The organism is Janthinobacterium sp. NFX145 (assembly GCF_049810325.1).
GTDB lineage: Bacteria > Pseudomonadota > Gammaproteobacteria > Burkholderiales > Burkholderiaceae_D > Janthinobacterium > Janthinobacterium rivuli.
The window spans coordinates 3,759,519-3,783,539 of record NZ_CP187360.1 but is presented as its reverse complement, the minus strand read 5'-3'; the positions used below and the strand labels follow the sequence as shown (position 1 = coordinate 3,783,539).

The 24,021-nt window shown below is 62.3% G+C and carries 22 protein-coding genes; 16 read left to right on the top strand and 6 right to left on the bottom strand.

Annotated elements, in window-relative coordinates; all coding sequences use genetic code 11:
• Positions 1-211: 211 nt before the first annotated feature.
• From ACPJXG_RS16830 to ACPJXG_RS16815, 4 genes are all read left to right on the top strand, one after another.
• Positions 212-1,465 carry an ABC transporter substrate-binding protein gene (locus ACPJXG_RS16830; protein WP_035817882.1) on the top strand — a complete coding sequence of 418 codons (1,254 nt, stop codon included), beginning with the start codon at positions 212-214 and terminating at the stop codon, positions 1,463-1,465.
• A gap of 112 nt (positions 1,466-1,577) precedes the next feature.
• On the top strand, positions 1,578-2,462 hold the full coding sequence (locus ACPJXG_RS16825; RefSeq protein ID WP_034777935.1) for a carbohydrate ABC transporter permease: 885 nt from the start codon (positions 1,578-1,580) through the stop codon (positions 2,460-2,462).
• Positions 2,459-3,334: a carbohydrate ABC transporter permease gene (locus ACPJXG_RS16820; RefSeq protein ID WP_034757607.1), complete on the top strand. Its 876-nt coding sequence runs from the start codon at positions 2,459-2,461 to the stop codon at positions 3,332-3,334. Before ACPJXG_RS16825 ends, ACPJXG_RS16820 begins: the two co-directional genes overlap by 4 nt.
• A gap of 9 nt (positions 3,335-3,343) precedes the next feature.
• Positions 3,344-4,453: an ABC transporter ATP-binding protein gene (locus ACPJXG_RS16815; RefSeq protein WP_035817885.1), complete on the top strand. Its 1,110-nt coding sequence runs from the start codon at positions 3,344-3,346 to the stop codon at positions 4,451-4,453.
• A 68-nt stretch (positions 4,454-4,521) separates the two neighbouring features.
• Here the strand turns inward: ACPJXG_RS16815 and ACPJXG_RS16810 are convergent, their stop codons facing one another.
• Positions 4,522-5,559 carry a ParB/Srx family N-terminal domain-containing protein gene (locus ACPJXG_RS16810; protein WP_425251742.1) on the bottom strand — a complete coding sequence of 346 codons (1,038 nt, stop codon included), beginning with the start codon at positions 5,557-5,559 and terminating at the stop codon, positions 4,522-4,524.
• Positions 5,560-5,648: 89 nt separating this feature from the next.
• Entirely contained in the window at positions 5,649-6,290 is a 642-nt protein-coding gene (locus ACPJXG_RS16805; RefSeq protein ID WP_425251741.1) for a TetR/AcrR family transcriptional regulator, read from the bottom strand.
• A gap of 122 nt (positions 6,291-6,412) precedes the next feature.
• Between ACPJXG_RS16805 and ACPJXG_RS16800 the strand changes: the two genes are divergently transcribed.
• Entirely contained in the window at positions 6,413-7,786 is a 1,374-nt protein-coding gene (locus ACPJXG_RS16800; protein WP_425251740.1) for an MFS transporter, read from the top strand.
• Here the strand turns inward: ACPJXG_RS16800 and ACPJXG_RS16795 are convergent.
• Complete coding sequence (locus ACPJXG_RS16795; protein ID WP_425251739.1) at positions 7,783-9,000, bottom strand: hypothetical protein; 1,218 nt, start codon at positions 8,998-9,000, stop codon at positions 7,783-7,785. The two genes, ACPJXG_RS16800 and ACPJXG_RS16795, sit on opposite strands and share 4 nt — an antisense overlap.
• Positions 9,001-9,238: 238 nt before the next feature.
• On the opposite strand from ACPJXG_RS16795, the gene ACPJXG_RS16790 reads away from it, so the two are divergent.
• Together ACPJXG_RS16790 and ACPJXG_RS16785 are read left to right on the top strand one after the other, a co-directional pair.
• Positions 9,239-9,613, top strand: coding sequence for a type II toxin-antitoxin system RelE/ParE family toxin (locus tag ACPJXG_RS16790; RefSeq protein WP_081922771.1), 375 nt, complete (start codon positions 9,239-9,241; stop codon positions 9,611-9,613).
• Positions 9,582-9,917 (top strand): DNA-binding protein, encoded by a 336-nt coding sequence (locus ACPJXG_RS16785; RefSeq protein ID WP_035826871.1) that lies wholly within the window; start codon positions 9,582-9,584, stop codon positions 9,915-9,917. Before ACPJXG_RS16790 ends, ACPJXG_RS16785 begins: the two co-directional genes overlap by 32 nt.
• 15 nt (positions 9,918-9,932) lie before the next feature.
• Here ACPJXG_RS16785 and ACPJXG_RS16780 read toward each other — a convergent pair whose 3' ends face one another.
• The 3 genes from ACPJXG_RS16780 to ACPJXG_RS16770 are packed head-to-tail and all read right to left on the bottom strand — an operon-like array spanning position 9,933 to position 12,841.
• Positions 9,933-10,955: a Gfo/Idh/MocA family oxidoreductase gene (locus tag ACPJXG_RS16780; protein ID WP_176388726.1), complete on the bottom strand. Its 1,023-nt coding sequence runs from the start codon at positions 10,953-10,955 to the stop codon at positions 9,933-9,935.
• A 34-nt stretch (positions 10,956-10,989) separates the two neighbouring features.
• Positions 10,990-11,982 carry an inositol 2-dehydrogenase gene (gene iolG, locus ACPJXG_RS16775; protein ID WP_425254756.1) on the bottom strand — a complete coding sequence of 331 codons (993 nt, stop codon included), beginning with the start codon at positions 11,980-11,982 and terminating at the stop codon, positions 10,990-10,992.
• The gene (locus ACPJXG_RS16770) at positions 11,975-12,841 is read right to left on the bottom strand and encodes a MurR/RpiR family transcriptional regulator (protein WP_034757651.1); all 867 of its coding nucleotides are present in this window, start codon (positions 12,839-12,841) and stop codon (positions 11,975-11,977) included. The genes iolG and ACPJXG_RS16770 overlap by 8 nt, the downstream gene beginning before the upstream one ends.
• Before the next feature lie 219 nt (positions 12,842-13,060).
• Here ACPJXG_RS16770 and ACPJXG_RS16765 point away from each other — a divergent pair, with 219 nt between their 5' ends.
• From ACPJXG_RS16765 to ACPJXG_RS16725, 9 genes are all read left to right on the top strand, one after another.
• Positions 13,061-14,110 (top strand): sugar ABC transporter substrate-binding protein, encoded by a 1,050-nt coding sequence (locus tag ACPJXG_RS16765; RefSeq protein ID WP_035817894.1) that lies wholly within the window; start codon positions 13,061-13,063, stop codon positions 14,108-14,110.
• 173 nt (positions 14,111-14,283) lie between these two features.
• Positions 14,284-15,417, top strand: coding sequence for an ABC transporter permease (locus ACPJXG_RS16760; RefSeq protein ID WP_051959538.1), 1,134 nt, complete (start codon positions 14,284-14,286; stop codon positions 15,415-15,417).
• Positions 15,418-15,420: 3 nt separating this feature from the next.
• Positions 15,421-16,206, top strand: coding sequence for an ATP-binding cassette domain-containing protein (locus tag ACPJXG_RS16755; protein WP_035817902.1), 786 nt, complete (start codon positions 15,421-15,423; stop codon positions 16,204-16,206).
• A gap of 8 nt (positions 16,207-16,214) precedes the next feature.
• Complete coding sequence (locus ACPJXG_RS16750) at positions 16,215-18,161, top strand: bifunctional 5-dehydro-2-deoxygluconokinase/5-dehydro-2-deoxyphosphogluconate aldolase (protein WP_425251738.1); 1,947 nt, start codon at positions 16,215-16,217, stop codon at positions 18,159-18,161.
• Positions 18,158-19,987, top strand: coding sequence for a 3D-(3,5/4)-trihydroxycyclohexane-1,2-dione acylhydrolase (decyclizing) (iolD, locus tag ACPJXG_RS16745; RefSeq protein ID WP_425251737.1), 1,830 nt, complete (start codon positions 18,158-18,160; stop codon positions 19,985-19,987). Before ACPJXG_RS16750 ends, iolD begins: the two co-directional genes overlap by 4 nt.
• Positions 19,984-20,904, top strand: coding sequence for a myo-inosose-2 dehydratase (gene iolE, locus ACPJXG_RS16740; protein ID WP_425251736.1), 921 nt, complete (start codon positions 19,984-19,986; stop codon positions 20,902-20,904). Before iolD ends, iolE begins: the two co-directional genes overlap by 4 nt.
• Positions 20,901-21,701, top strand: coding sequence for a 5-deoxy-glucuronate isomerase (gene iolB / locus ACPJXG_RS16735; RefSeq protein ID WP_425251735.1), 801 nt, complete (start codon positions 20,901-20,903; stop codon positions 21,699-21,701). Before iolE ends, iolB begins: the two co-directional genes overlap by 4 nt.
• 10 nt (positions 21,702-21,711) lie before the next feature.
• Entirely contained in the window at positions 21,712-23,211 is a 1,500-nt protein-coding gene (locus tag ACPJXG_RS16730; protein WP_425251734.1) for a CoA-acylating methylmalonate-semialdehyde dehydrogenase, read from the top strand.
• Between the two features lie 74 nt (positions 23,212-23,285).
• Complete coding sequence (locus ACPJXG_RS16725) at positions 23,286-23,924, top strand: ANTAR domain-containing response regulator (protein WP_425251733.1); 639 nt, start codon at positions 23,286-23,288, stop codon at positions 23,922-23,924.
• Positions 23,925-24,021: the final 97 nt, after the last annotated feature.

Genomic DNA, 24,021 nt, shown 5'->3' with positions numbered 1-24,021 from the left:
CGCATCCTTCGCGGATGCGTTTTTGGCGCCGTCCCGTGATATAAATGCAGTGTAGTCATGTCATGGATCACGGCGCCGTCTTTACACCAAGATGATGCCCGTTTATAAGCGGGTCTGAGCACAAGAGCGCCGGTACAGGCGCAGATTTCACCTTTTTCGGCCCCCGTATGCCGAAGCCCCCTAAAAGCTTGATCAAAAAAGGAATGTGGAGATGAAACTGAAATTCAAGATTACCCAACTGGCCGCATTGACCACCCTGGCATTTGCCGGCAGCGCGTTTGCGACCGACGTGGAAGTGTTGCACTACTGGACCTCCGGCGGTGAAGCGAAGTCCGTGGGCCAGTTGCAGCAAATCGTGAAAGAAAGCGGCTTCGGCTGGAAAGACTTCGCCGTGGCCGGTGGCGCTGGCGAAAACGCCGCGACCGCGCTGAAAACCCGCGTCATTTCCGGCAACCCGCCGACGGCCGCCCAGATCAAGGGCCCATCGATCCAGGAGTGGGGCGCTGAAGGCGTGCTGGCCAATATCGATGATGCCGCCATTCCAGGCAAATGGGATGCCGTGCTGCCGAAAGTCGTCGCCGACATCATGAAATACAAGGGCCACTATGTTGCCGCTCCCGTCAACGTCCACCGCGTCAACTGGATGTGGGTCAATCCGGAAGTGCTGAAAAAAGCCGGCGTGGCCACCACCCCGACCACTTGGGATGCGTTCTTCGACGCGGCCGAGAAGATCAAGAAATCGGGCGGCATCGCGATCGCCCACGGCGGCCAGCCTTGGCAGGACGCCACCGTGTTTGAATCCGTCGCGCTGGGCGTGGGCGGCACGGAGTTCTACAAGAAAGCCATCCTCAAGCTGGACCAGAAGGAATTGACCGGCCCGACCATGCTCAAGGTGTTCGACACCCTGGGCAAGGTGAAGACCTACATCGACAAGGATGCGGCCGGCCGCGACTGGAATCTGGCCACCGCCATGGTCATCAACAACAAGGCCGGCTTCCAGTTCATGGGCGACTGGGCCAAGGGCGAGTTCACGGCCGCTGGCAAGGTGCCGGGCAAGGACTATCTGTGCGTGGCAGCGCCTGGCACGGACAAGGCCTACACCTTCAACATCGATTCGTTTGCCATGTTCACGCAAAAGGATGCAAATGCGAAGAAAGGGCAGATCGCCCTGGCCAACGCCATCATGAATCCGAAGTTCCAGTCGATCTTCAACCTGAACAAGGGTTCCATCCCAGTGCGTTCCGGCGTATCGAAGGACAAGTTTGACGCTTGCGCCCTGAAATCGATGGAAGACATGGACGCCACCAACAAGACCGGCGGTCTGGTGCCATCGTTCGCCCATGGCATGGCGCTGCCATCGGCCACGCAAGGCGCCGTGACCGACGTCATCGCCAAGTTCATGAACACCAACATGAGCTCGAAAGACGCGGTTGCAGCCCTGGCCAAAGCGGCAAAAGTGAAGTAATCACGACGGCGCCGGCACGCTCGCCGGCGCCCGCTGCATTGCATGCATCGCAGGCGTCCGCCCTGGCTTCGACCAGGCCGGCGCCACACGCAGTTCTCTCTACGGCTCTCCTATGTCCATACGCAAGCAATTCGACCGATGGATACCGCAGATGGTGTTGGGCCCCACGCTCATCGCCAGCCTGGTATTCGTCTATGGTTTTATCTTTTTGACCGGTTGGCTGTCGCTGACCGAATCGCGGCTGATGCCGAACTACGAGTTCGCCGGCCTGGTGCAATACTATGAGCTGTTCGACAACGAGCGCTGGTGGACCTCGCTCAAGAACCTCGGCATCTTCGGTGTCCTGTTCATCGGTTGCAGCATCGCCATCGGCCTGTTCCTGGCCATCCTGCTGGACCAGAAAATCCGCGCCGAAGGCGCGCTGCGCGCCATCTACCTGTATCCGATGGCGCTGTCCTTCATCGTCACCGGCACGGCCTGGAAATGGATGCTCAATCCCAGCCTGGGCCTGGAAAAGGTCATGCACGACTGGGGCTGGACCTCGTTTACCTTCGACTGGCTGGTGAACTCCGACATGGCCATCTACACGGTGGTGATCGCCGGCGTGTGGCAGTCGTCGGGCTTTGTCATGGCCCTGTTCCTGGCCGGCCTGCGCGGCATCGATGACGAGATCATCAAGGCGGCGCAAGTCGATGGCGCGTCCCTGCCGACGATCTACTGGCGCATCGTGATTCCCGCCATGCGTCCCGTGTTCTTCAGCGTGCTGCTGATCCTCGCGCACATCGCCATCAAGAGCTTCGACCTGGTCATCGCACTGACGGCTGGCGGCCCTGGCAATTCGTCGTCCGTGCCGGCCATCTTCATGTACCAGTTTTCCTTCACCCGCGGCCAGCTGGGCCTGGGCTCGGCATCGGCAATGATGATGCTGGCCACCATCGTGGCCGTGCTCGTGCCGCTGATGTACCTGGAAACGCGCAGCGCAAAGGCGATGAGATGACACACACACCTACACGTAACAACAAACTCACCCTGGGACGGGTGGTGCTATACCTGCTGCTGATCCTGTTCGCGGTGTACTACATCGTGCCCCTGTACGTGACCCTGTCGACGTCGTTCAAGTCGCTCGACGAGATCCGCAGCGGCAACCTGCTGGCCTTGCCGCACGTATGGCAGTTCGACTCCTGGTCCAAGGCCTGGTCTTCGGCCTGCACCGGCGTTACCTGCGACGGCATGCAGCCGTTCTTCTGGAACTCGATCAAGATGGTGATTCCCGCCGTGCTGATCTCGACCTTCCTGGGTGCCTTCAACGGCTATGTGTTCGCGCACTGGCGCTTCCGCGGTTCGGAAATCCTGTTTGCCGCCTTGCTGGTGGGTTGCTTCATTCCTTTCCAGGTGGTGATCCTGCCGATGGCGCGCCTGCTGGGCGAATTTGGCCTGGCCAATACCACCACGGGCCTCGTCTTCGTGCACGTGGTGTATGGCACGGCGTTCACGACCCTGTTCTTCCGCAATTACTATATCGGCGTGCCGGAAGAGCTGATCAAGGCGGCGCGCATCGACGGCGCCGGCTTCTTCCTGATCTTCCGCAAGATCGTGCTGCCGATTTCGGGTCCGATTTTCGTCGTCTGCATCATCTGGCAATTCACGCAGATCTGGAACGACTTCCTGTTCGGTATCGTCTTCGCCAGCGGCGATTCGCAGCCGATCACGGTGGGCTTGAACAACCTGGTCAACACGTCCACGGGCGTGAAGGAATACAACGTCAACATGGCCGCCGCGGTGATTGCCGCGCTGCCGACCCTGCTGGTCTATCTGGTCGCAGGCCGTTATTTTGTGCGCGGTCTGACCGCAGGCGCAGTCAAAGGTTAAGGAAAGAATATGTCCAGTTTATCGATACGCAGCATCCGCAAGGTGTACACGAATGGCGTCGAAGTCTTGAAAGGCATCGACATCGAGATCAAGGATGGCCAGTTCCTGATCCTCGTCGGCGGCTCCGGCTCCGGCAAGTCGACCTTGCTCAACATGGTGGCCGGCCTGGAAAGCGTTACGTCCGGCGAAATCCTCATCGACGGCAAGGTCGTCAACGACTTGCCGCCGAAAGACCGCGACATCGCCATGGTGTTCCAGTCCTACGCGCTGTACCCGTCGATGACGGTGCGCGAAAACATCGCGTTCGGTTTGAACGTGAAAAAAGTGCCGAAGGCGGAGCAGCAAGAAATCGTCGCCCGAGTCGCCGAAACCCTGCAGATCACGCACTTGCTGGATCGTCGTCCGGCGCAGCTGTCGGGCGGCCAGCGTCAGCGCGTGGCCATGGGCCGCGCCATTTCGCGCAAGCCGTCGCTGTTTCTGTTCGACGAACCGCTGTCGAACCTGGACGCCAAGCTGCGCGTGGAAATGCGCGCCGAGATCAAGCTGCTGCACCAGCGCCTGAAAGCGACCATCGTCTACGTCACGCATGACCAGATCGAGGCGATGACGATGGGCGATTTGATCGCCGTCATGAAGGATGGGGTGGTGCAGCAACTGGGTACGCCGCAGGAAATCTACGACAACCCGGCCAACCTGTTCGTGGCCGGTTTCATCGGCTCGCCGTCGATGAATTTTATTACCGTCAAGCCTGTCATCGAAGGCAACGAGGTGTTTGTCGCCATCGAGAACGCGGGCAAGAGCCTGCGTCTTGCCCTGCCGTTCGCGGCCGACAAGCTGCGCAGCTATGCGGGCCGCGACGTAATCCTGGGCGTGCGTCCGGAGCAGATCACGGACATGAGCAGCGCGCACGGCGACGTGGGCCAGGAGCTCGGTTGCCTGATCGACCTGGTCGAGCCGACCGGCCCCGACACCCTGCTGACGACGCGTTTGAACGGCGCCGCCGTCACTTGCCGCACGCATCCGCGCGAAGCCGTGCTGCCGGGGCAGACCATGCAGCTGTCGTTCAACCTGTCGAAAGCGGCCATGTTTGATCCGGCCAACGGCGAACGCATCGCCTAGGCGTTGTCTCCATAAAAACGGCCCGCTTGTCCTGGTGACAAGCGGGCCGTTGTTGTTTGCGCAGGCGCTTATCGTGCCAGCGATTTCTTGTACATGATGGACTGGCGCAGCTTGCCCTTGTCGTCAATCAGTTCATCGAATTCTTCCCGGTTGACTTCCCGCAGCGCGCCCAGGTCCGCCGCGCGCTTGCCGTCGCTGACGATATCGTCCGCTTGCAGCGCCACCATCGCCTGCGCCGCCAGCAGTATCGCATTCGCATACGCGGCGGGATCGCGCAGGTCGACACGCGCAAGGTCCGGCGCCGGTTTGCGGCGCAGCCAGTCGGCCCAGTAAAATTCGAGGAATTCCGTGGCGTGCTTCGGCGGCTCGTAGCCGATTTCGCGCGTAAAGTAGACGAGCGAGCGGTATGGGTCGTCGCCCAGCGCTGCGAGGCCGATGGCCGATGGTAGTTGCTGCGGCGTGATGGCCTGGTTGCGCCCATCTTTCAGCCACACCTTGTTCTCCGCGCGCATGCGGGCCCAGAAGGCCGCTTCGCCCAGCGCGCTGAAATTGTCGCTGACCTTGACCCACACCTTCAATTGATGATTGCGCCCGCCATCGGCATCCCAGAAGGTGGAAAACGTGTGGTGGCCATCGGTCAGGTAGACGATGCCGCGCGGGCCGATGACGACGCTTTTCATGGCACCCGGGCGGCTGCCCACGGCCGCCTCGCAGCGGTAGCCGGCCGGTGGCGCGGCCAGGGTGGCACCTGGCACATTGGCCGTTCCGGGGAGAACGTCGTGCTGGCCATTGGCTTCGCACAGGTCAGCGAATTTCTTCGGCTTGGCGATGTCGGCGATGTGTTTTTCTTCGGCCGCATAGCGTCCCAGCTTGTAATAGACCTGGTCGTAGCCGATGGCCGGCTGGGTCGGATGCAGTTCATCGAGGCGCACCTGCAGGATGCGCGGATGGGCGGCGTTGCCCACGACGGTGGCCATCAGCGCCTGCTGGCGCGCGCTCAAGGCGGGCAGCGTGGCGGCATCGCGTGCCAGTGCCGGCGGCAGGAATGCCGACTGGCAGCCCAATGCCAGCAGCAGGGCAGGGGAACGGTGGAAAATCCGGAGCATTGCATCCTCGCTAAAAGACACAGTATCGCTGATGCCATGCACCGCAGCTTGATGCCGCGCAGGCTGGCGTCAATTCATGCGGCCCGCCGTCAGCGGCCCAGCATGCGCAGGCAGGCGTCGGCGACGTCGGCGGCAAAGGCGCTGCTGTCCTGCAGTTGTGCGGCGATGGCGTCGTCCGTCACGCCATGCACGGCCGAGTAAATCATCAGGGCCGTCAGGCGCGGCTGCGGCAACGGCCATGCGCCCGCTGCCGCGCCGCCAGCGAGGATGGCGTCCAGCTGGGCCAGGATGGCGTTCTTGTCGTGGTTGTCCGCCGGCTCGATGCCGAGGCTGCGCCGGTGGCTCGTGTAGACGATGTCGTGCAGCCGCCAGGTACGCAGATAGGTAGCGACATTGGCCTGTACCCATGCGCGCAGCCGGCCCTCCCAGTCGTGCGGCATGCACAGGTCAACGGCCGCTTCCAGGCTGGCCAGGAAGCGGCTGGTGTAGCGTGCGGCCAGCGCCGCCAGCATTTCCTGCTTGGACGGAAAATAATGATAGAACGTGCCTTTCGCCACCCCCGCCAGAGTGGTGATATCGCTGACCGTGGTCGCTTCCACGCCCTTGTCCAGGAACAGCTGCTCGGCGGCGGCCATCAATTCATCAAGGCGAATCTCGGCCGGCTTGGTGCGCGGGCGGGCGGACGCTGGCGTGGCGGCGGCATCGGGCATGGCGGGGTGGGAAGTAGTCATGCGCCCAGTATAAATGAAGCGCCGGCGCAGCCCAAGCATATGGCGCACGCTGCTTTCATTCAATTGACTGACGGTCAGTCGATATGTATGATGAAGGGGAACTCATGAATTGGAGCATCTCCATGCAACGTTATCGCCGCGCGGCCTTGGTGGCCGCCGCCTACCTGGGCACTTTTCTTGCGTCGCTCGACATCAGCATCGTCAACGTGGCCCTGCCGACCTTGCAGACGGCGCTGGCGACGGACATGGCGGGTTTGCAGTGGGTGGTCAATGCGTACGCGCTCTGCCTGTCGGCCTGCATGCTGTCGGCCGGCCCGCTGGGCGACCGGCGTGGCCACAAGCGCATCTGGCTGCTGGGCGTGGCATTGTTTACCGCCGGTTCGCTACTGTGCGCGCTGGCGGCCAGCCTGCCGCTGCTGCTGGCCGGGCGCGCCGTGCAGGGCGTGGCGGGGGCCTTGTTGATTCCAGGCGCGATGCCGATACTCAGCCATGCTTTTCCGGATCCGCGCGAACGGGCGCATGTGATCGGCGGCTGGTCGGCCTTCAGTGCGCTGGCGCTGATTCTGGGACCGTTGTTGGGCGGCATGCTGCTGGAGGCCACGGGATGGCAAAGCATCTTCCTGATCAATCTGCCGCTGGGTTTGCTGGCCATGCTGCTGGGCGCCTGGGGCATCACGGAGCGTCATTACCGCGAGCAGGCGGCGCTGGACCGGACCGGGCAGGTGTTGAGCATCGCCTGGCTGGGCGCACTCACGTATGGCTTGATCGCGCTGGGTTCAGGTAGTACGCCGGCCTGGCCGCCACTGGTGTTCGCGCTGCTGGCCTTTATCGCCTTCCTTGCCGTCGAGGCGCGCGCGCCGCGCCCCTTGTTGCCGCTACGAATGTTTCGCGAGCGAAGCTTCGCGCTGGTCAACCTGGCCTCGCTGGTGCTGGGCTTTGCTTGCTACAGCAGCCTGTTCTTTTTCTCGCTGTACTTGCAGCAAATCCAGGGCTGGGCGGCGGGAGCCAGCGGCTGGCGCATGTTGCCGCAGTTTGCCGCCATGGGCATCGTTTCCCTGGGCTTTGGCCGTCTCAGCCGCCACGTGCCTTTGCGCCGCCTGATGTTGGGTGGCTACATGCTGGCGGGACTGGTGCTGCTGGCGACGGCGACCTTGGCGCCACAGACGCCGTATGCCATCGTCGGTACCCTGTTCGGCTTGCTAGGCGTGGCCATGGGACTGGCCGTGCCGGCCACCGGCTTGCTGGCCATGGCCAGCGTGGGCAGCGAGCGTGGCGCCATGCCGTCGGCCATCATGAATGCCTTGCGCCAGGCAGGCATGACACTGGGCGTGGCCGTGCTGGGTAGCGTGATGAGCTTGCGTGCCGCCGCCATGCTGGAGCGGTCGGGACAGGTTGCCGCACTCGCCGCCGGCTTCCAGCTGGCCATGCTGCTGGCGGGGCTGGCATGCCTGGCGGTGGCCTTGCCGCTGTACTGGCTGCCAGCCAGGCAGCCCTAGGCGAGCAAGCCGCTGGGCACGCGCGGCGAAGACATCAAATCGCGGAACGCGGCCCAGTGTTCCGCGCGCGTCGCGCCCTGGCGCTCGACATAGGCTTTCGCCATATCCTGGCCCAGGTTGTAATTGATGACGTACGCGCCCATCGCATCGTAGAACTGCAGGCGCTGCGCCGATTTCTCGGCCGGATACAGGCGCACGTTGACCAGCCATTCCAGCGCTTCCTCGCGCGTGATGCTGCCTTCGAGGTACTGGCGCGCGATGTCGTTGTCGGCGTAACTCAGTTTGGCCAGCAGCGCATTGAGTTGCGCATAGCGGGGCGCCAATGCCGGATCGAGGCCGGCCAGCGGGTACAGCACCTGCTGTTCGAAAGCCAGCCGTTCTTCATCCGTAAAGCTCAGTTCGATGCCGTAATTGGCCGTGCCTTCGGCGATCAGGGATTGTGGCGAGTACAGCGGATAGATGCAGTATTCCATCCAGCCCTTGCCACGCACCAGGTCGCATTCCAGCAGCGCGTTGTAGACGTGGTGGCCCGGAAACGCTTCATGGCAGCCGAGGTCGACGGCGCGATCGATGTACACGGGCAAGTCGGTATTGATCTGGATCACGCTCTGGTAGTTGCCCTTGTACCAGTTGTAGCCGCTCCATGGTTTGCCGGTGACGAATTCCAATATGAAATCTTCGCCCTCTGGCAGGGCGATGTAGCGCAAGGTGCGCTCGCGGCCCGCGCGGATGGCCGCATCCATGACGGCGCGCAGCTTGTCGGCGGGAATGACGAGTTGCGCGCGCAAGGCGTTGACCCTGTCGCTGACCGTGCCGTCGCCAGGCAGCAGGGCGTCGATCTGCGCCACCAGTGCTTCATAGTATGCGCGGCTGTGATGGGGCGAGACGGCGTCGTACAGGCGCGCGCTTTCCGTATCGAAATCGAGGCGTGCGCCTTGCAGCATGTCCGCCTTGGCCAGCACGGCTTGCAACTGCTTGCGCAGGTTGACGGCGCGCAGGCAAGTTTCACCGGCCAGCAGGGCCAGCGCCTTGTCTGTCGCGGCCTGGATATCGCTCAAACTCAGTTGCTGTTCTACCGCTTCCTGTTGCCATGCGGGCGGGCCGTAATACGCGTCCACATACGAGGCATCGTGCTGACCCATGGCCAGGACCAGCTTGACGTAGCGTTCGGCCACGTCGGCGTGAAGGGGGGAGTTGCTGTCGTTGTTCGTCATGGCGGCCTGATTTTGCGGTTGGGCAGGCGCTTATTGTATAGCGCAACAGGCTGGAGTGAAGCACGGACGCGAGGCATCATTTCTTTATAACAATTAGGAAAACGCATCTTGATGTAGCTCAGTGAGCCCGGCATTCACGGACTGCGTGCGCGGGTTTGGTAGCAAGATGGCGTGGTCTTCTTTTTTATGCGTGCACGTGATTTTCTCCTTGATCTTTCTTCGTTTATGGACGAATATGATGTACGAGATCCGGCACTACCTGACATCATCGGGCAGGGATTTATATACGGAATGGCTGAAACGCCAGCGCGACAATACGGCCAGGGTGGCTATCGTGCGGCGCGTGCTGCGCATGATGCCTGGTAATTTTGGCGACCATAAATTTTGCCACGACGGCGTGTGGGAATTGCGCATCGATGTGGGGCCCGGCTACCGCGTGTATTACGCCATCGCTGACGGGCAGATCATTTTATTATTGTGCGGTGGAGACAAGCGCACGCAGCCGAAAGATATCGAATACGCCTGTGCCTGCTGGCACGACTGGAAGGAGAGAGGACATGAAAGAGGACGTGAAACAGGTCATGAGCAAACCACCAAGAGACCGCTCGCATGACGAAGCAATGGCCGAACTGTACCGCGATGATCCCGATCTCGCCCTTGAACTGATCAACAATATCCTCGTCGATGGCGACCACGGCGAACTGCTGGCCGTGCTGCGCCAGCTGACGCGCGCCTTTGGCGGCGTGCCTGCCGTGGCGCAGGCGGCCAAGCTCAACCCTACCCAGCTGTACCGCACCCTGTCGCCCGATGGCAATCCGTCCCTGAGCACCTTGACGGCCATCCTCGATGCCATGGGCTTGCGGCTGGCCGTCGAACCCAGGCAGCCCGAACGTTCATTTCCCGCACCGGCTGCCTGAGTTCTTGGCACGCGGCTAGAATTCCACCGGGCGCGCTTCGCGCATCGCTTGCGTCATGGCCAGGCCGATGCGCGTCGCTTCCGTTGCATCGTGCAAGGTCAGCGACAAGGTGCGCCGGCCCAGTGCCGCATCCGTAAACTCCTGCGCCTCGATCAAGAAGGCGTCGGCGAAGCGGGCATAGAAGTCCGGCGTGCACTCATTGCGCACGCCATGCGCATCCGAGATTTCCACCCGGTTCAGACGCGGGTTGCTGCCCACGGCCAGACGGCCGCCCGTGCCGAACACTTCCGTCAGGGTTTCGTGGCCGTGCGCCATGGTGCGCGAGGCCATGAAGCTGGCCATGCTGCCATCGGAAAATTCGACCGTCGCCAGGCCGTTGTCGACATCGCCGAACGCCTGCAATCCCGTGTGGATGGCGTTGGTGCCGCTCGCATACACGCGTTTGGGCACGGGATTGCCCAGCAGCCAGCGCGCCAGGTCGATATCGTGCACGCTGCAATCGAGGAAGATGCCGCCGCTGGTGGGGGCGAAACGCATGAAGGCGCCGCTGGGGTCGTTCTGGTCGCAGGTTTGCGAACGGACAAGGTAAGGCTTGCCGATCAGGCCTTGGGCGATCTTTTGTTGCGCGTCATGGTAGCTGGCGTCGAAACGCCGCACGAAGCCGATCATGATGGTCAGCTGCGGGTGGCGCGCCGCTTCCGCTTCAACCTTCAGGCAATCGGCCAGGTCCAGCGACAGCGGTTTTTCGCAAAACACGTGCTTGCCGGCGCGCAGGGCGGCGATGATCTGGTCCGCATGCAGCGAGGTGGGCGTGACGAGGAAGACGGCGTCCAGGCCAGGATGGGCCAGCAGGGTGTCGTAGTCCGCATAGCCGGTGGTGATGCCGAGCGTGCTGGCGGCCCAGTCCAGTTCGGCCGGCACGGGGCTGCAGGCGGCCACGACTTCGGCATTCGGCACGCGCTGCGCCAGGTTGATGGCATGGCGCTGGCCCAGCCGGCCCAGGCCGACGATGCCGACTTTTAATGTAGGGGATGACATTTGGTCTCCAGTATTTTTTTGTATTTTTACAGGGTCACGACGCGAGGTTTACAACACGACCCTCGCGCCACGACAGGGTGGCCGCTTCGGCCAGTTCCAGCGCCTTCAAGCCATCGTGCACGGTCGTGCGCAGCGGCGTGCCGTGGCTGAGGGCGTCAAAGAAGTGCGCCATTTCCTGTGCGTAAGCCACGCGGTAACGTTCCAGGAAAAAATCTTCCGGCTTGTCCACGCTGACATTCACCGAACCATAGGCCGTCACTTCCGTCGGCTTGTGGTTGCCCGCTTGCAGCATGCCGGCGCTGCCCAGCACCTCAAAACGCTGGTCGTAGCCGTAGGCGGCCCGGCGCGAGGCATTGATCTGGCACAACCGGCCTTTTGCCGTGCGGATGGTGACGACGGCCGTGTCCAGATCGCCCGCCTCGCCGATGGCCGGATCGACCAGGCAGCTGCCCGTGGCGTTCACGCTGACGGCTTCATCGTCGAGTATCCAGCGGAAGATGTCGAAATCGTGGATCAGCATATCCTTGAAGATGCCGCCCGACACCTTGATGTAGCTCACGGGCGGCGGGCCCGGATCGCGGCTGGTGACGACCAGCAATTCCGGCGTGCCGATCTCGCCCGCTGCGATGCGTGTCTTGACGGCATTGAATGTCGGGTCGTAGCGGCGCTGGAAGCCCAGCATGCACAGGACCCCGGCTTCCTTGACGGCGGCGGCGCAGGCGCGCGCCCGGTCGAGGGTCAGGTCGACGGGTTTTTCGCAAAAGATGGCCTTGCCGGCGGCGGCCGAGCGCAGGATCAGGTCCGCGTGCGTGTCCGTGCTGGAAGCGATGACGACGGCCTTGATGGCCGGGTCGGCCAATGCCGCCTCGACCGTGGCGCTGCTGCCGCCATGCAGGCCAGCCAGCGCGGCGGCCGCTTCCTGGTTGACGTCGACCACGTACTTGAACTGCACGCCGGGTTGGGCAGCCAGGTTGGCCGCGTGGATTTTGCCGATGCGTCCGGCGCCGAACAACGCTACTTCAATCATCATGTTCTCCTGGGGTGTGGATTTCTTCGATGTCGAGCTCTAATTTGTATGCCAGCGCGATGAACAGCGCCTGGCACAGGCAGATGGTGCTGGTCAGCGAGCGGAAGGCGAAGGCGCTGCCCTCGGTGACGGTGAGCAGCGCGTCGGCGGCCCGCGCGAGCGGGGCCAGCTTGCTGTCGGTAATCACCAGGACCTTGGCGCCCTTGTCTTGCGCCGCCTTGATGCACTGCTGGGTTTCCTTGCCGTAAGGCGAGAAACTGATGGCGATCGCCACATCGCGTTCGCGCACGCTGCGCATCTGTTCGCGGTGCATGCCGCCCAGTCCGCTGATCAGGTGCACGCGCTTGTCCGTGTGTTCCAGCGCATAGGCGATGTAGGAGGCGATCGGGAAGGACCGGCGCACGCCGATCACATAGATGTTTTCCGCTTTCAGCAGCAGGTTGACGGCCGCTTCCAGCTGCGCGTCGTCGAGGCCTGCGGCCAGATCGTCGAGGCCGGCGCGGCTGGCGCCGACGAATTCGCGCGTCAGGTCGCCCGCGCTCAGCGCCGCGTCGCGCGTGGAAATGAGCTTGCGGATGCGCTGCTGGTAGTCAGGCGTGGCGCCGGCCTGGTCCGTATAAGCCTGGCGGAAGACATCCTGCATTTCACTGAAACCCGTGTAGCCGAAGCGCTGCGCGAAGCGCACGATGGCCGACGGCTGCACGTCGCAGGCGGCGGCGATGTCGCTGATGCGCTCGAGCATCAGGCTGGCGCGGTGCTTTTCAATGTATTGGGCGATGACTTTCAGCTGGCGCGACAGGTTGTCGTACTCGGCGGCAATGTGCTGCATCAGCTGTTCGATGGGGGCGGTGGCTGCCATGTTGTTTCCTTTGGGCTGGTTCTGGCGAGAATTATAGGAGTGAATCCAGAAAATAGAAATGATTTTCTATTTAAATTTATTTTGAAAATTTTATTGCATTTGTCTTTTTTGTGGCCTAAGCTGTGCGCAGTGCATCGGTTCGTGTGCCGCAAGGCCAGGCCGGTGACACCCTTCATAAAAGCTCGCAACTATAAAAATTAATCCGTCTAGGAGACATTCATGCATAGCAATAAAAGCAAGGGTTTGATGAAGTGCCTGGCCATCGCCAGCCTGGGCCTGAGCCTGGGTTTGAGCACGGGCGCCAGCCATGCTGCCGGCGAGAAATTCGTCATGGTCAGCCACGCGCCGGACTCCGATTCCTGGTGGAACACCATCAAGAACGCCATCAAGCAAGCCGGTGAAGACTTCAACGTGTCCGTCGACTACCGCAATCCGCCCAATGGCGACCTGGCCGACATGGCGCGCCTGATAGAGCAGTCGGCCGCGCGCAATTACGATGGCTTGATCGCCGATATCGCCGACTTCAGCGTGCTGCAAAAACCGCTGGGCACGGTAGTGGCCAAGAAAATCATGCTCGTGACCATCAATTCGGGCACCATCGCGCAAAGCGAACAGTTGAAAGCCATCATGCACGTGGGCCAGCCCGAGTATGACGCGGGCCTGGGCGCCGGCAAGCGCGCCAAGGAAGCGGGCATCAAGTCCTTCGTGTGCGTGAATCACTATGCGATGAATGCCTCGTCGTTCGAACGCTGCCGCGGTTTTGCCGATGCGCTCGGCGTTGACTTCAAATCGTCCACGCTCGATACCAATGGCGTCGACCCTGGCGTGATCGAAAGCAAGGTCAGCGCTTATCTGCGCAGCAATCCGAAGACCCAGGCCGTGCTGGCGCTGGGACCGGATTCGGCGCCAGCCGCCATGCGCGCCGTCGAGAAGCTGGGGCTGAAAGGCAAGATGTACTTCGCCAGCTTCGACTTGTCGGAAGAAATCGCCAAGGGCATCAAGGATGGCAGCATCCAGTTCGCCATCGACCAGCAACCCTACCTGCAAGGCTACATTCCTGTCGCCGTGATGGCCATCATGAAACAGCAAAAGATCACTGACCTGGCCAAGGTCAAGGAAATCCTGATCGCCAATCCGAAATACCAGGCGCGCCTGGCGGAATACGGCCTGACGCCCATCTATGGCCCGCGCCACATCAGCTCCGGCCCCGGTTTCGTGACCAAGGACAACATCGCCAAGGTCGAAAAATACGCCGGCCAATACCGCTAATCCACACAGTCGCCACCGGGTTTGCCCAGCGCCGCACCGCCTCCCGCGGGCGGCGCATGGGAGGAACACGCCTGGCGCCAGCGATGCTGGCAGGAAAGTAATTGAAATTGGTACAAGTATCACTGAAAGGACTTTGTATGACTGCGCTCAAATCCAGCCTGGCTAGCCCCGGCATGAATCCTCCTCCGCCTCCCGGCGCCGCCAGCAAGCCAGTTGCCGCCGCCGACGAGCGCGTGGGCACGACCAGCTGGGTCAAACGGGTTTTTGGCCGCCCCGAGTTCGCCTCGATTTCCGGCGCGGTGCTCGTATTTGCCTTCTTCGTCATCACGGCCGGCGATTCCGGCATGTTCAACCTCGATGGCGTCGTCAACTGGATGCAAGTGGCGTCCTACCTGGGCATCATCGCCATCGGCGCCTGCCTGTTGATGATCGCCGGTGAATTCGACCTGTCGATCGGTTCCATGATCGGCTTTGCCGGCATGATGATCGCCATTCCGACGATCTATTTCCAATGGCCATTGTGGGCCGCCATCCTGTTCGCCTTCGCCGGTTCCATGGCGCTCGGCTGGCTCAACGGCTACATCGTCATCAAGACGCGCTTGCCATCGTTCATCGTTACCCTGGCATTCCTGTTCATCCTGCGCGGCCTGACATTGGCCCTGTCGATCATGTTCGCCAACCGCACCATCGTCAGCGGCGTGGGCGACCTGGCGGCGCAGGACTGGCTGGCCAGCCTGCTGTTCCACGGCAATGTGGCCACTGGCCTGTTCCAGTGGATGGGCGCGCATGGCTGGATTGCCGTGCTCGACGACGGCTCGCCGCTGGTGAAAGGCATTCCGAAAGTCATCGCCTGGTGGCTGGTGCTGGCCGCCGGTGCCGCTTTTGTTCTGTCGCGTACCCGCTTCGGCAACTGGATGTTCGCCGTGGGCGGCGACGCCAACGCGGCCAAGAATGTGGGCGTGCCGGTGCGCAAGGTGAAAATTTCCCTGTTCGTCTTCACGGCCTTCTGCGCCTGCCTGTTTGCCACCTTGCAAGTATGCGACGTAGGTTCGGCCGCCGCCGACCGCGGCATGCAAAAGGAATTTGAAGCCATCATCGCGGCCGTCATCGGTGGCGCCTTGTTGACGGGCGGCTACGGTTCCGTCGTCGGTGCCTGCTTCGGCGCGCTGATCTTCGGCGTGGTTCAGATCGGCATCACCTACACCAACATCAATTCGGACTGGTTCCGCGTGTTCCTCGGCGTGATGCTGCTGATCGCGGTGCTGTTCAATAACTTTGTACGCTCACGCGTCACGGAAGCGAGATAAATCATGAGCGAGCATATTCTTGCCCTGGAAAATGTCAGCAAGCGTTTCGGCTCCGTGCTGGCCCTGCAAAACATCACCATGCGCTTGCGCGAGGGGGAGGTTCATTGTTTGCTGGGCGACAACGGCGCCGGCAAGTCGACGTTGATCAAGACCCTGGCCGGCGTGCACAAGCCGACCGATGGCCAATACCTGGTCGATGGCAAGCCCGTCGTCTTCAATTCGCCCAGCGAAGCGCTGGACATGGGCGTGGCCACCGTCTACCAGGACCTGGCGCTGGTGCCATTGCTGTCCGTGGCGCGCAATTTCTTCATGGGCCGCGAGCCGATGAAAAAGCTGCTGGGCCTGGTGCCCGTGATGGATATCGATTATGCGGCTGACACGGCGCGCGCCAAGCTGGCAGAAATGGGCATCATGGTGCGCGACCCGCACCAGGCCATCGGCACCATGTCGGGCGGAGAGAAGCAGTGCCTGGCCATCGCCCGCGCCATCCACTTCGGCGCCCGCGTGCTGATCCTCGACGAGCCGACGGCGGCGCTGGGCGTCAAGCAATCGTTCAATGTATTGAAACTGATTTACAAGGCGCGCGAACGGGGCATTTCCGTGATCTTTATCACGCACAATGTGCACCATGCGTATCCGGTCGGCGACTCGTTTACCTTGCTGAACCGGGGCAAGTCGCTGGGCACCTTCACCAAGGAAACGGTGACCAAGGAAGCCTTGCTTGACATGATGGCGGGCGGTGCGGAAATGCAAACGCTGATGAGTGAACTCGACGGTGTCACGATTTAAGGATAGCCATGAATAATTCCACACAATTTGCCCAGGGCCGCGCGCTGGACGTCATCTGCCTGGGCCGTCTGGCGGTGGACCTGTACGCGCAGCAGATCGGCAGCACCCTGGAAGACGCCACCAGTTTCGCCAAATACCTGGGCGGCTCGTCGGCGAATATCGCCTTCGGCACGGCGCGCCTGGGCCTCAAGTCCGCCATGCTGTCGAAAGTGGGCGACGACCACATGGGCCGTTTCCTCACCGACACTTTGTCGAAGGAAGGCTGCGACGTCAGCCACGTCGGCATCGACCGCGACCGCCTGACGGCTTTAGTCATGCTGGGTATCAAGGATAAAAACACCTTTCCCCTGATTTTCTACCGTGAAAATTGCGCCGACATGGCCATCGACGCGTCGTCGGTGGATGCGGCCTTCATTGCATCCAGCAAGGCGTTGTTGATCACCGGCACGCATTTCTCCACGTCTGCCATGCACGCCGTCAGCACGCAAGCCTTGCAACTGGCCCGCGCGAACAATGTGCGCACCGTGCTCGACATCGATTACCGGCCCGTGCTGTGGGGCCTGTCGGGCAAGGCCGATGGCGAAACGCGTTTCGTTTCGAACGAAGGCGTCACCAAACATCTGCAAAGCATCCTGCCGCAGTTCGACCTGATCGTCGGCACGGAAGAGGAATTCATGATCGCCGGCGGTGGCGCCGACATCATGGCGTCCTTGCGCGCCGTGCGGGCCGCCACCCTGGCCACCCTGGTCGTCAAGCGCGGGCCGTTGGGCAGCGCCGTCATCGACAATGTGGTGCCGGCCAGTCTCGACGACGCCTATAATTACCGCGGGGTGCGCGTGGAAGTGCTGAACGTGCTGGGCGCGGGCGACGCTTTTCTGTCCGGCTTCCTGAAAGGCTGGCTGCGCGGCGAGGATTACGAGGCGTGCTGCCGCTATGCGAACGGCTGCGGCGCCCTGGTCGTGTCGCGCCACGGCTGCGCGCCGGCCATGCCATCGCCCGTCGAGCTCGACTATTTCCTCGCCAATGCGGCGAAACTGACGCAGCCGGACCAGGACGCGACCTTGTCGCGCTTGCACCGCACGACGGTGGCGCGCAAGCAGTGGGATGAGTTGTGCGTATTTGCCTTTGACCACCGCACGCAATTCTTTGAGCTGGCGCAACAGACGGGCGCGCCCGAGTCCGCCATTGCGGCCTTGAAGCAATTGATGGTGCAAGCCGTGGCGCAGACGGAAACAGCCTTGCAGCTGGCCGGCAAGACGGGCGTGCTGATCGATGGCCGCTATGGCGTTGATGCGCTCAACGATGCGACGGGGCGGGGCTGGTGGATCGGCCGCCCCGTGGAGTTGCCGGGATCGAACCCGCTGCAATTCGACTGGGGCCGTTCCATCGGTTCGCACCTGCTCAGCTGGCCGAAGGAACACGTGATCAAGTGCCTGGTGCAACTGCATCCGGACGACGCCGTGGAAAACCGTCTGGAGCAGGAAGCGCAGATCAAGGCCCTGTACGATGCGGCGCAAGTGAGCGGTCACGAACTGTTGCTGGAAGTCATACCGTCGGAAGCCTTGCCGCAAAGCGACGATACGGTCTTGCGCGCCGTCAAGCGCCTGTACAACCTGGGCATTTACCCGGAATGGTGGAAGCTGGAAAGCATGTCAGCCCAGCAATGGCAAGCCATCGATGCCCTCGTGCACGAGCGCGATCCGCATTGCCGTGGCGTCGTGTTGCTGGGTTTGAACGCACCGATTGCCGCCCTGGCCGCCAGTTTCGAGCAAGCCAGTGCCAGCCGTACTTGCAAGGGTTTCATGGTCGGCCGCACCATCTTCCAGGAACCGAGCCGCCGCTGGCTGGCCGGGGAACTCGACGATGCGGGCCTGATCGCCGCAGTGCGCGCCAACTTCGAGCAGCTCATTAGCTTGTGGCAACGCACGCGCAACCGCCTGGAGCGTGCAGCATGAGCGCCACCATCCGCTTGACCATGGCCCAGGCTCTCGTGCGCTACCTGGCTGCCTTGCGCACGGACGATGGACAGCCGCTATTCGGCGGCGCCTTCGCCATCTTTGGCCACGGCAACGTGGCGGGGCTGGGCGAGGCGCTGTACCAGTACCGCGACAGCTTCCCGACTTACCGCGCCCACAACGAACAGGCAATGGCGCACTCGGCCATCGCCTATGCGAAAGCCCACATGCGCCGCCGCATGATGGCCGTCACCAGTTCCATCGGCCCAGGCGCCACCAACTTGCTGACGGCGGCCGCGCTGGCCCACGTGAACCGCCTGCCGGTATTGCTGCTGCCGGGCGACGTGTTCGTCTCGCGCGCGCCCGATCCCGTGCTGCAACAGCTGGAAGACGGCACGGATGGCAGCGTGTCCGTCAACGATGCATTCAAACCTTTATCGCGTTATTTCGACCGCATCGTCTATCCGGAACAGCTACTGACCGCCTTGCCGCGTGCCATTGCCGCCTTGACGGACCCGGCCGCCTGCGGTCCCGTGACTTTATCCTTGCCGCAAGACGTACAAACGATGGCGTATGACTATCCGGCCGACTTTTTTGAGCCGCGCATCGTGCGTTTCCGCGCCTTGCCGCCCGTCGAGCAGGAACTGGAAGAGGCGGCAGCGTTGTTGAAAAACGCGAAACAGCCGCTGATACTGGCCGGTGGCGGCGTGCTGTACGGCCAGGCCAGCGCCGCCTTGCAGGCGTTTGCCGAGCACCATGGCATTCCCGTGGCGGAAACCCAGGCCGGCAAAAGTTCCTTGCCATGGGACCACCCTTTGCAGCTGGGCGCCATCGGCGTGACGGGCTCGCCTGCGGCGAACGCGCTGGCGGCGGAGGCGGACGTGGTGCTGGCCGTCGGCACGCGCCTGCAGGATTTCACGACGGGCTCCAATTCCCTGTTTGCGCAAGCACAACTGGTGAGCCTGAACGTCAACCATTTTGACGCCCTGAAACGCCGTGGCCTCGGTGTGCAGGCGGACGCGACGCTGGGCTTGCAAGGCCTGTCGCGCCTGCTGGGCAGCTGGAACAGCGCGGGCCAGTGGATGAACCGGGCACAGCAGGCGGGCCACGCGTGGCGCGCGACAGTCGCAAGCATCACCGGCAAACGCGAGGTGGCCGGCTTGCCGTACGACGGCGAAGTCATCGGCGCCGTGCAACGCTCATCCAAGGATTCCACCTGCAACGACATCGTCGTCTGCGCGGCAGGGACTCTGCCGGCCGAACTGCACAAGCTGTGGCGCACGTCAACGCCGGGTGGCTACCACATGGAATACGGCTACTCGTGCATGGGCTATGAAATCGCCGGCGGCCTCGGCGTCAAGATGGCCAAGCCCGATGCAGAGGTCATCGTCATGGTCGGCGATGGCAGTTACTTGATGATGAATTCGGAAATCGCCACTTCCGTCATGCTCGATAAAAAACTCATCATCGTCGTGCTCGACAACCGTGGCTATGGCTGCATCAACCGTCTGCAGCAGGCGTGCGGTAATCCTTCGTTCAACAATATGTTGCCCGATAGCGCACCCCGTATCGACTTCGCCCTGCATGCGCAATCCTTGGGCGCGCAGTCCGAGCACGTGGACTCGATTGCCGAGCTGGAACAGGCGATGCTGCGCGCCCGGGCAGCTTCGCGCACCTACCTGATCTGCATCAATACGGATGACACGCGCACGACCGAAGAGGGCGGTTGCTGGTGGGAAGTGGCCGTGCCCGAGGTCTCCACGCAAGCCGGCGTGCAAGCTGCGCGCGCCCGTTATGAACTTGACCGCCAAGGACAAATACAATGAACGCACCGACATGGAATGTGAAGATCGGCATCAACCCGATCTCGTGGATGAACGATGACTTGCCCAGCCTGGGCGGCGAAACACCTTTGGAAACGGCGTTGAAAGAGGGCGCCGAGATCGGCTATGTGGGCTTTGAACTGGGCAACAAGTTTCCAAAAGATGCCCCGGCCCTGAACGCCGTGCTGGGCAAGTATGGCCTCGCGTGTGTCTCCGGCTGGTATTCGGGCCGCCTGGCCCATCGCTCGGTGGAAGAGGAAATCGCCGCCGTGGCATCGCACTTGCGCTTGCTGGCCGACAGCGGCGCCACCGTCATGGTCTACGGCGAAGTGGCTGACGCCATCCAGGGCGAAGCGCGTCCTTTATATAAGCGCCCCCGTTTCCAGTCGCAGCAGCAATGGCAGGAATACGCCAACAAATTGACGGCCTTTGCCGCCCACCTGCTGGCGCACGGCGTGCGCCTGGCCTACCACCATCATATGGGCGCTTACGTGGAAACGCCGGCCGACGTGGATCAATTGATGGCCTTGACGGGAGCCGAGGTCGGCTTGCTGTTCGACACGGGCCACATCACGTTTGCCGGCGGCGACGCGCTGGCGGTGCTCAACAAACACATCGAACGGATTTGCCACGTGCATTGCAAGGACGTGCGCCCGAACGTCGTGAAACTGGCGCGCAATGGCCACTGGAGTTTCCTGCAGGCAGTCATCAATGGCGCTTTCAGCGTGCCTGGCGACGGCAGCATCGACTTTCCGGCCATCCTCACGCGTTTATATCTGCACGGCTACGAAGGCTGGCTCGTGGTGGAAGCGGAGCAGGATCCGGCCGTGGCCCCCAGCTACGAATACGCGAAGATGGGCCATGACTACCTGGCCAAGCTCGTCGAGGCCATTCCGCGCCTGGGCCGGGAGGCGGCATGAGCCCGCTATTGGTCAAAGCGAACAAGGCCGGCGGCAAGATCGTCGAGGTGACGCCCGAGTCGGCCGGCTGGACGCATGTCGGTTTCGCCGCGCACCGGCTGGCCGCCGGCGAGTCCCTGAAGCTGGAGACGGGTAGCCGCGAACTGTGCATCGTCGTGCTGACGGGGACGGTCACCGTGCAGGCGGGCAAACAGAGCTGGGAAGCCATCGGCAATCGCGCCAGCGTTTTTGAAGACATCTCACCCTACGCCGTGTATGTCCCATTGGAAACCAAGGTCAGCATCACGGCGGTGAGCGCTGCGGAAGTGGCGCTGTGCAGCGCGCCGGCCACGGCCCAGCGCCCGGCGCGCCTGATCGAGCCATCGACCATGACGCGCTCCGTGCGCGGCAAGGGCGCCAATACCCGCTATGTGTGCGACATCCTGCCGCAGACGGAAGAAGCGGACGGCTTGCTGGTCGTTGAGGTGGTCACGCCATCGGGCCATTCGTCGAGCTATCCACCGCACAAGCACGACAGCGACAATGTGCCGCTGGAAAGCTCGCTGGAAGAAACGTATTACCACCGCCTCCATCCCGAGCAGGGCTTTGCCTACCAACGAGTCTATACTGACGACCGTTCCATCGATGAAGCCATGGCCGTGGAAAACCACGACGTGGTGATGGTGCCCAGGGGTTACCACCCCGTGACCGTGCCGTATGGCTACGATGGCTATTACCTGAACGTGATGGCCGGCCCCAAGCGGGTCTGGCATTTCAAGAACGACCCGGCCCATGAGTGGCTGATGCATACCAAATAAAGGAATCCCAATGACAACGCAACAGATCGGCCACTTTATTGGTGGCAACCCCATGGCTTCACGCTCCGAGCGCACGAGCGACGTCTTCAATCCCGCCACGGGCGCCGTGACGGCCAAGGTGGCGCTGGCCACGCCTTCCGAACTGAACGCGGCCGTGGCGGCAGCCCATGCGGCGTTTCCCGCCTGGTCGCAAACCTCGCCGCTGCGCCGCGCCAGGGTCATGTTCAAATTCAAGGAATTGCTGGAAGAGCATGCCGACCAGCTGGCCGCCCTGATCACGGCGGAGCACGGCAAAGTCTTCACGGATGCCAAAGGCGAAGTCACGCGCGGCATCGAAGTAGTGGAATTTGCCTGCGGCATCCCGCAAATGATGAAGGGGGAGTATTCGGAGCAAGTGGCCGGCGGCATCGATGCGTGGTCCATCCGTCAGGCGCTCGGTGTCTGCGTCGGCATCACGCCCTTCAACTTTCCCGTGATGGTGCCGATGTGGATGTTCCCCATGGCGATTGCCTGCGGCAATACGTTTGTCTTGAAACCGTCCGAGCGCGATCCGTCCGCCAGCCTGCTGCTGGCGCAATTGCTGACGGACGCGGGCTTGCCCGATGGCGTCTTCAATGTGGTGCAGGGTGACAAGGAAGCCGTGGACGGCTTGCTGCACCACCCGGACGTGCGCGCCGTCAGTTTCGTCGGTTCCACGCCGATTGCCGAATATATCTATGCGACCGGCTGTGCGCAGGGCAAGCGCGTGCAGGCCCTGGGTGGCGCCAAGAATCACATGGTCGTCATGCCCGACGCGGACATCCCGCAGACGGTCGACGCGCTGATGGGCGCGGCGTTTGGCTCGGCCGGCGAGCGCTGCATGGCCATATCCGTCGTCGTGGCGGTGGGCAATGTGGCGGATCAATTGGTCGAAGCCTTGGTGCCGCGCATCGCAGCACTCAAGATTACGCAGGGCATGGATCTGTCGGCCGAGATGGGCCCGGTTGTCACGCAAGTGCACAAGGACAAGATCGCCGGCTATATCGCCAAGGGTGTGGAAGAGGGCGCCAAGCTGGTGGCCGACGGGCGCGGTTTCGTCTTGCCCGGCCACGAGCAAGGGTTCTTCCTTGGCGGCAGCCTGTTCGACCATGTCACGCCGGAAATGACGATTTATAAAGAGGAAATCTTCGGCCCCGTGCTGTGCATCGTGCGCGTGTCCGATTTCGCCACGGCGCTGGACCTGGTCAATGCGCATGAATATGGCAACGGCACGGCCATCTACACGCGCGACGGCAATACGGCGCGCGAATACACGCATCGCGTGCAGGTCGGCATGGTCGGCGTCAACGTGCCGATCCCCGTGCCGATGGCTTTCCACAGCTTTGGCGGCTGGAAGCGCAGCCTGTTCGGCGACCACCATGCGCATGGCCCGGAATCCGTGCGTTTCTATACGAAACAAAAGGCCGTGACCCAACGCTGGCCCGCCTCGACGGCTGCTGGCGCCGAGTTTGCCATGCCGACCCTGAAGTAAAGCACCGTGTAAACCCGGCTGGTTCGCTTCTTGCTTACTGCAATGCTTGTGTTTAGCCATTGCAGATCGCTCCCATGACGTCCAGCCGTACCCAGCCTTTGCGCATCGTTGTCGTCAACACCATCGTCGAGCACGGCGTGCACGAGAACGCGACCCTGGCTGCCCAGGTGCAGCGCGGCAATGCCTTGCGCATCGGCTTGCTGGAATCGGGTTTCGACATCGTCGCCTCGCTGCCAGCCGACCTCTACCTTCCCGAGCGCATCGCGCAACTGCAGCCTGACCTCATCATCATCGACGCCGATTCGGACGCGCGCGACGTGCTCGAACACATCGTCATCGCCACGCGCGACGAGCGCCGCCCCATCGTCCTGTTTACGGAAGACGGCGCCACGGCCAGCATCGACGCGGCCATGGCGGCCGGCGTATCCGCCTATATCGTGGCCGGCTTGCAGGCCGAGCGCATCCAGCCCGTGCTGAACGTGGCGCTGGCGCGCTTTCGCCAGGAAGAAAAATTGCGCGCCGAATTGCTCGACACGCGGCACAAGCTGCAGGAACGCAAGGTGATCGAACGGGCCAAGGGCCTGTTGATGACGCATCACGGCTTGACGGAAGAGCAGGCTTACCAGCGCTTGCGCAGCATGGCCATGAACAAGAAACTCAAGCTGGCGGACATCGCCCAGCGCATCCTCGACGTGGAAGATTTGCTGGGATGAGCGGGTATGCCAATTTTATGACGTGGTTTTATGACATATCGTGGTGCAGTGCACTGTATTGGTGCAATGCTGCCAGCAAGGTCAGGCAAAGGAATCC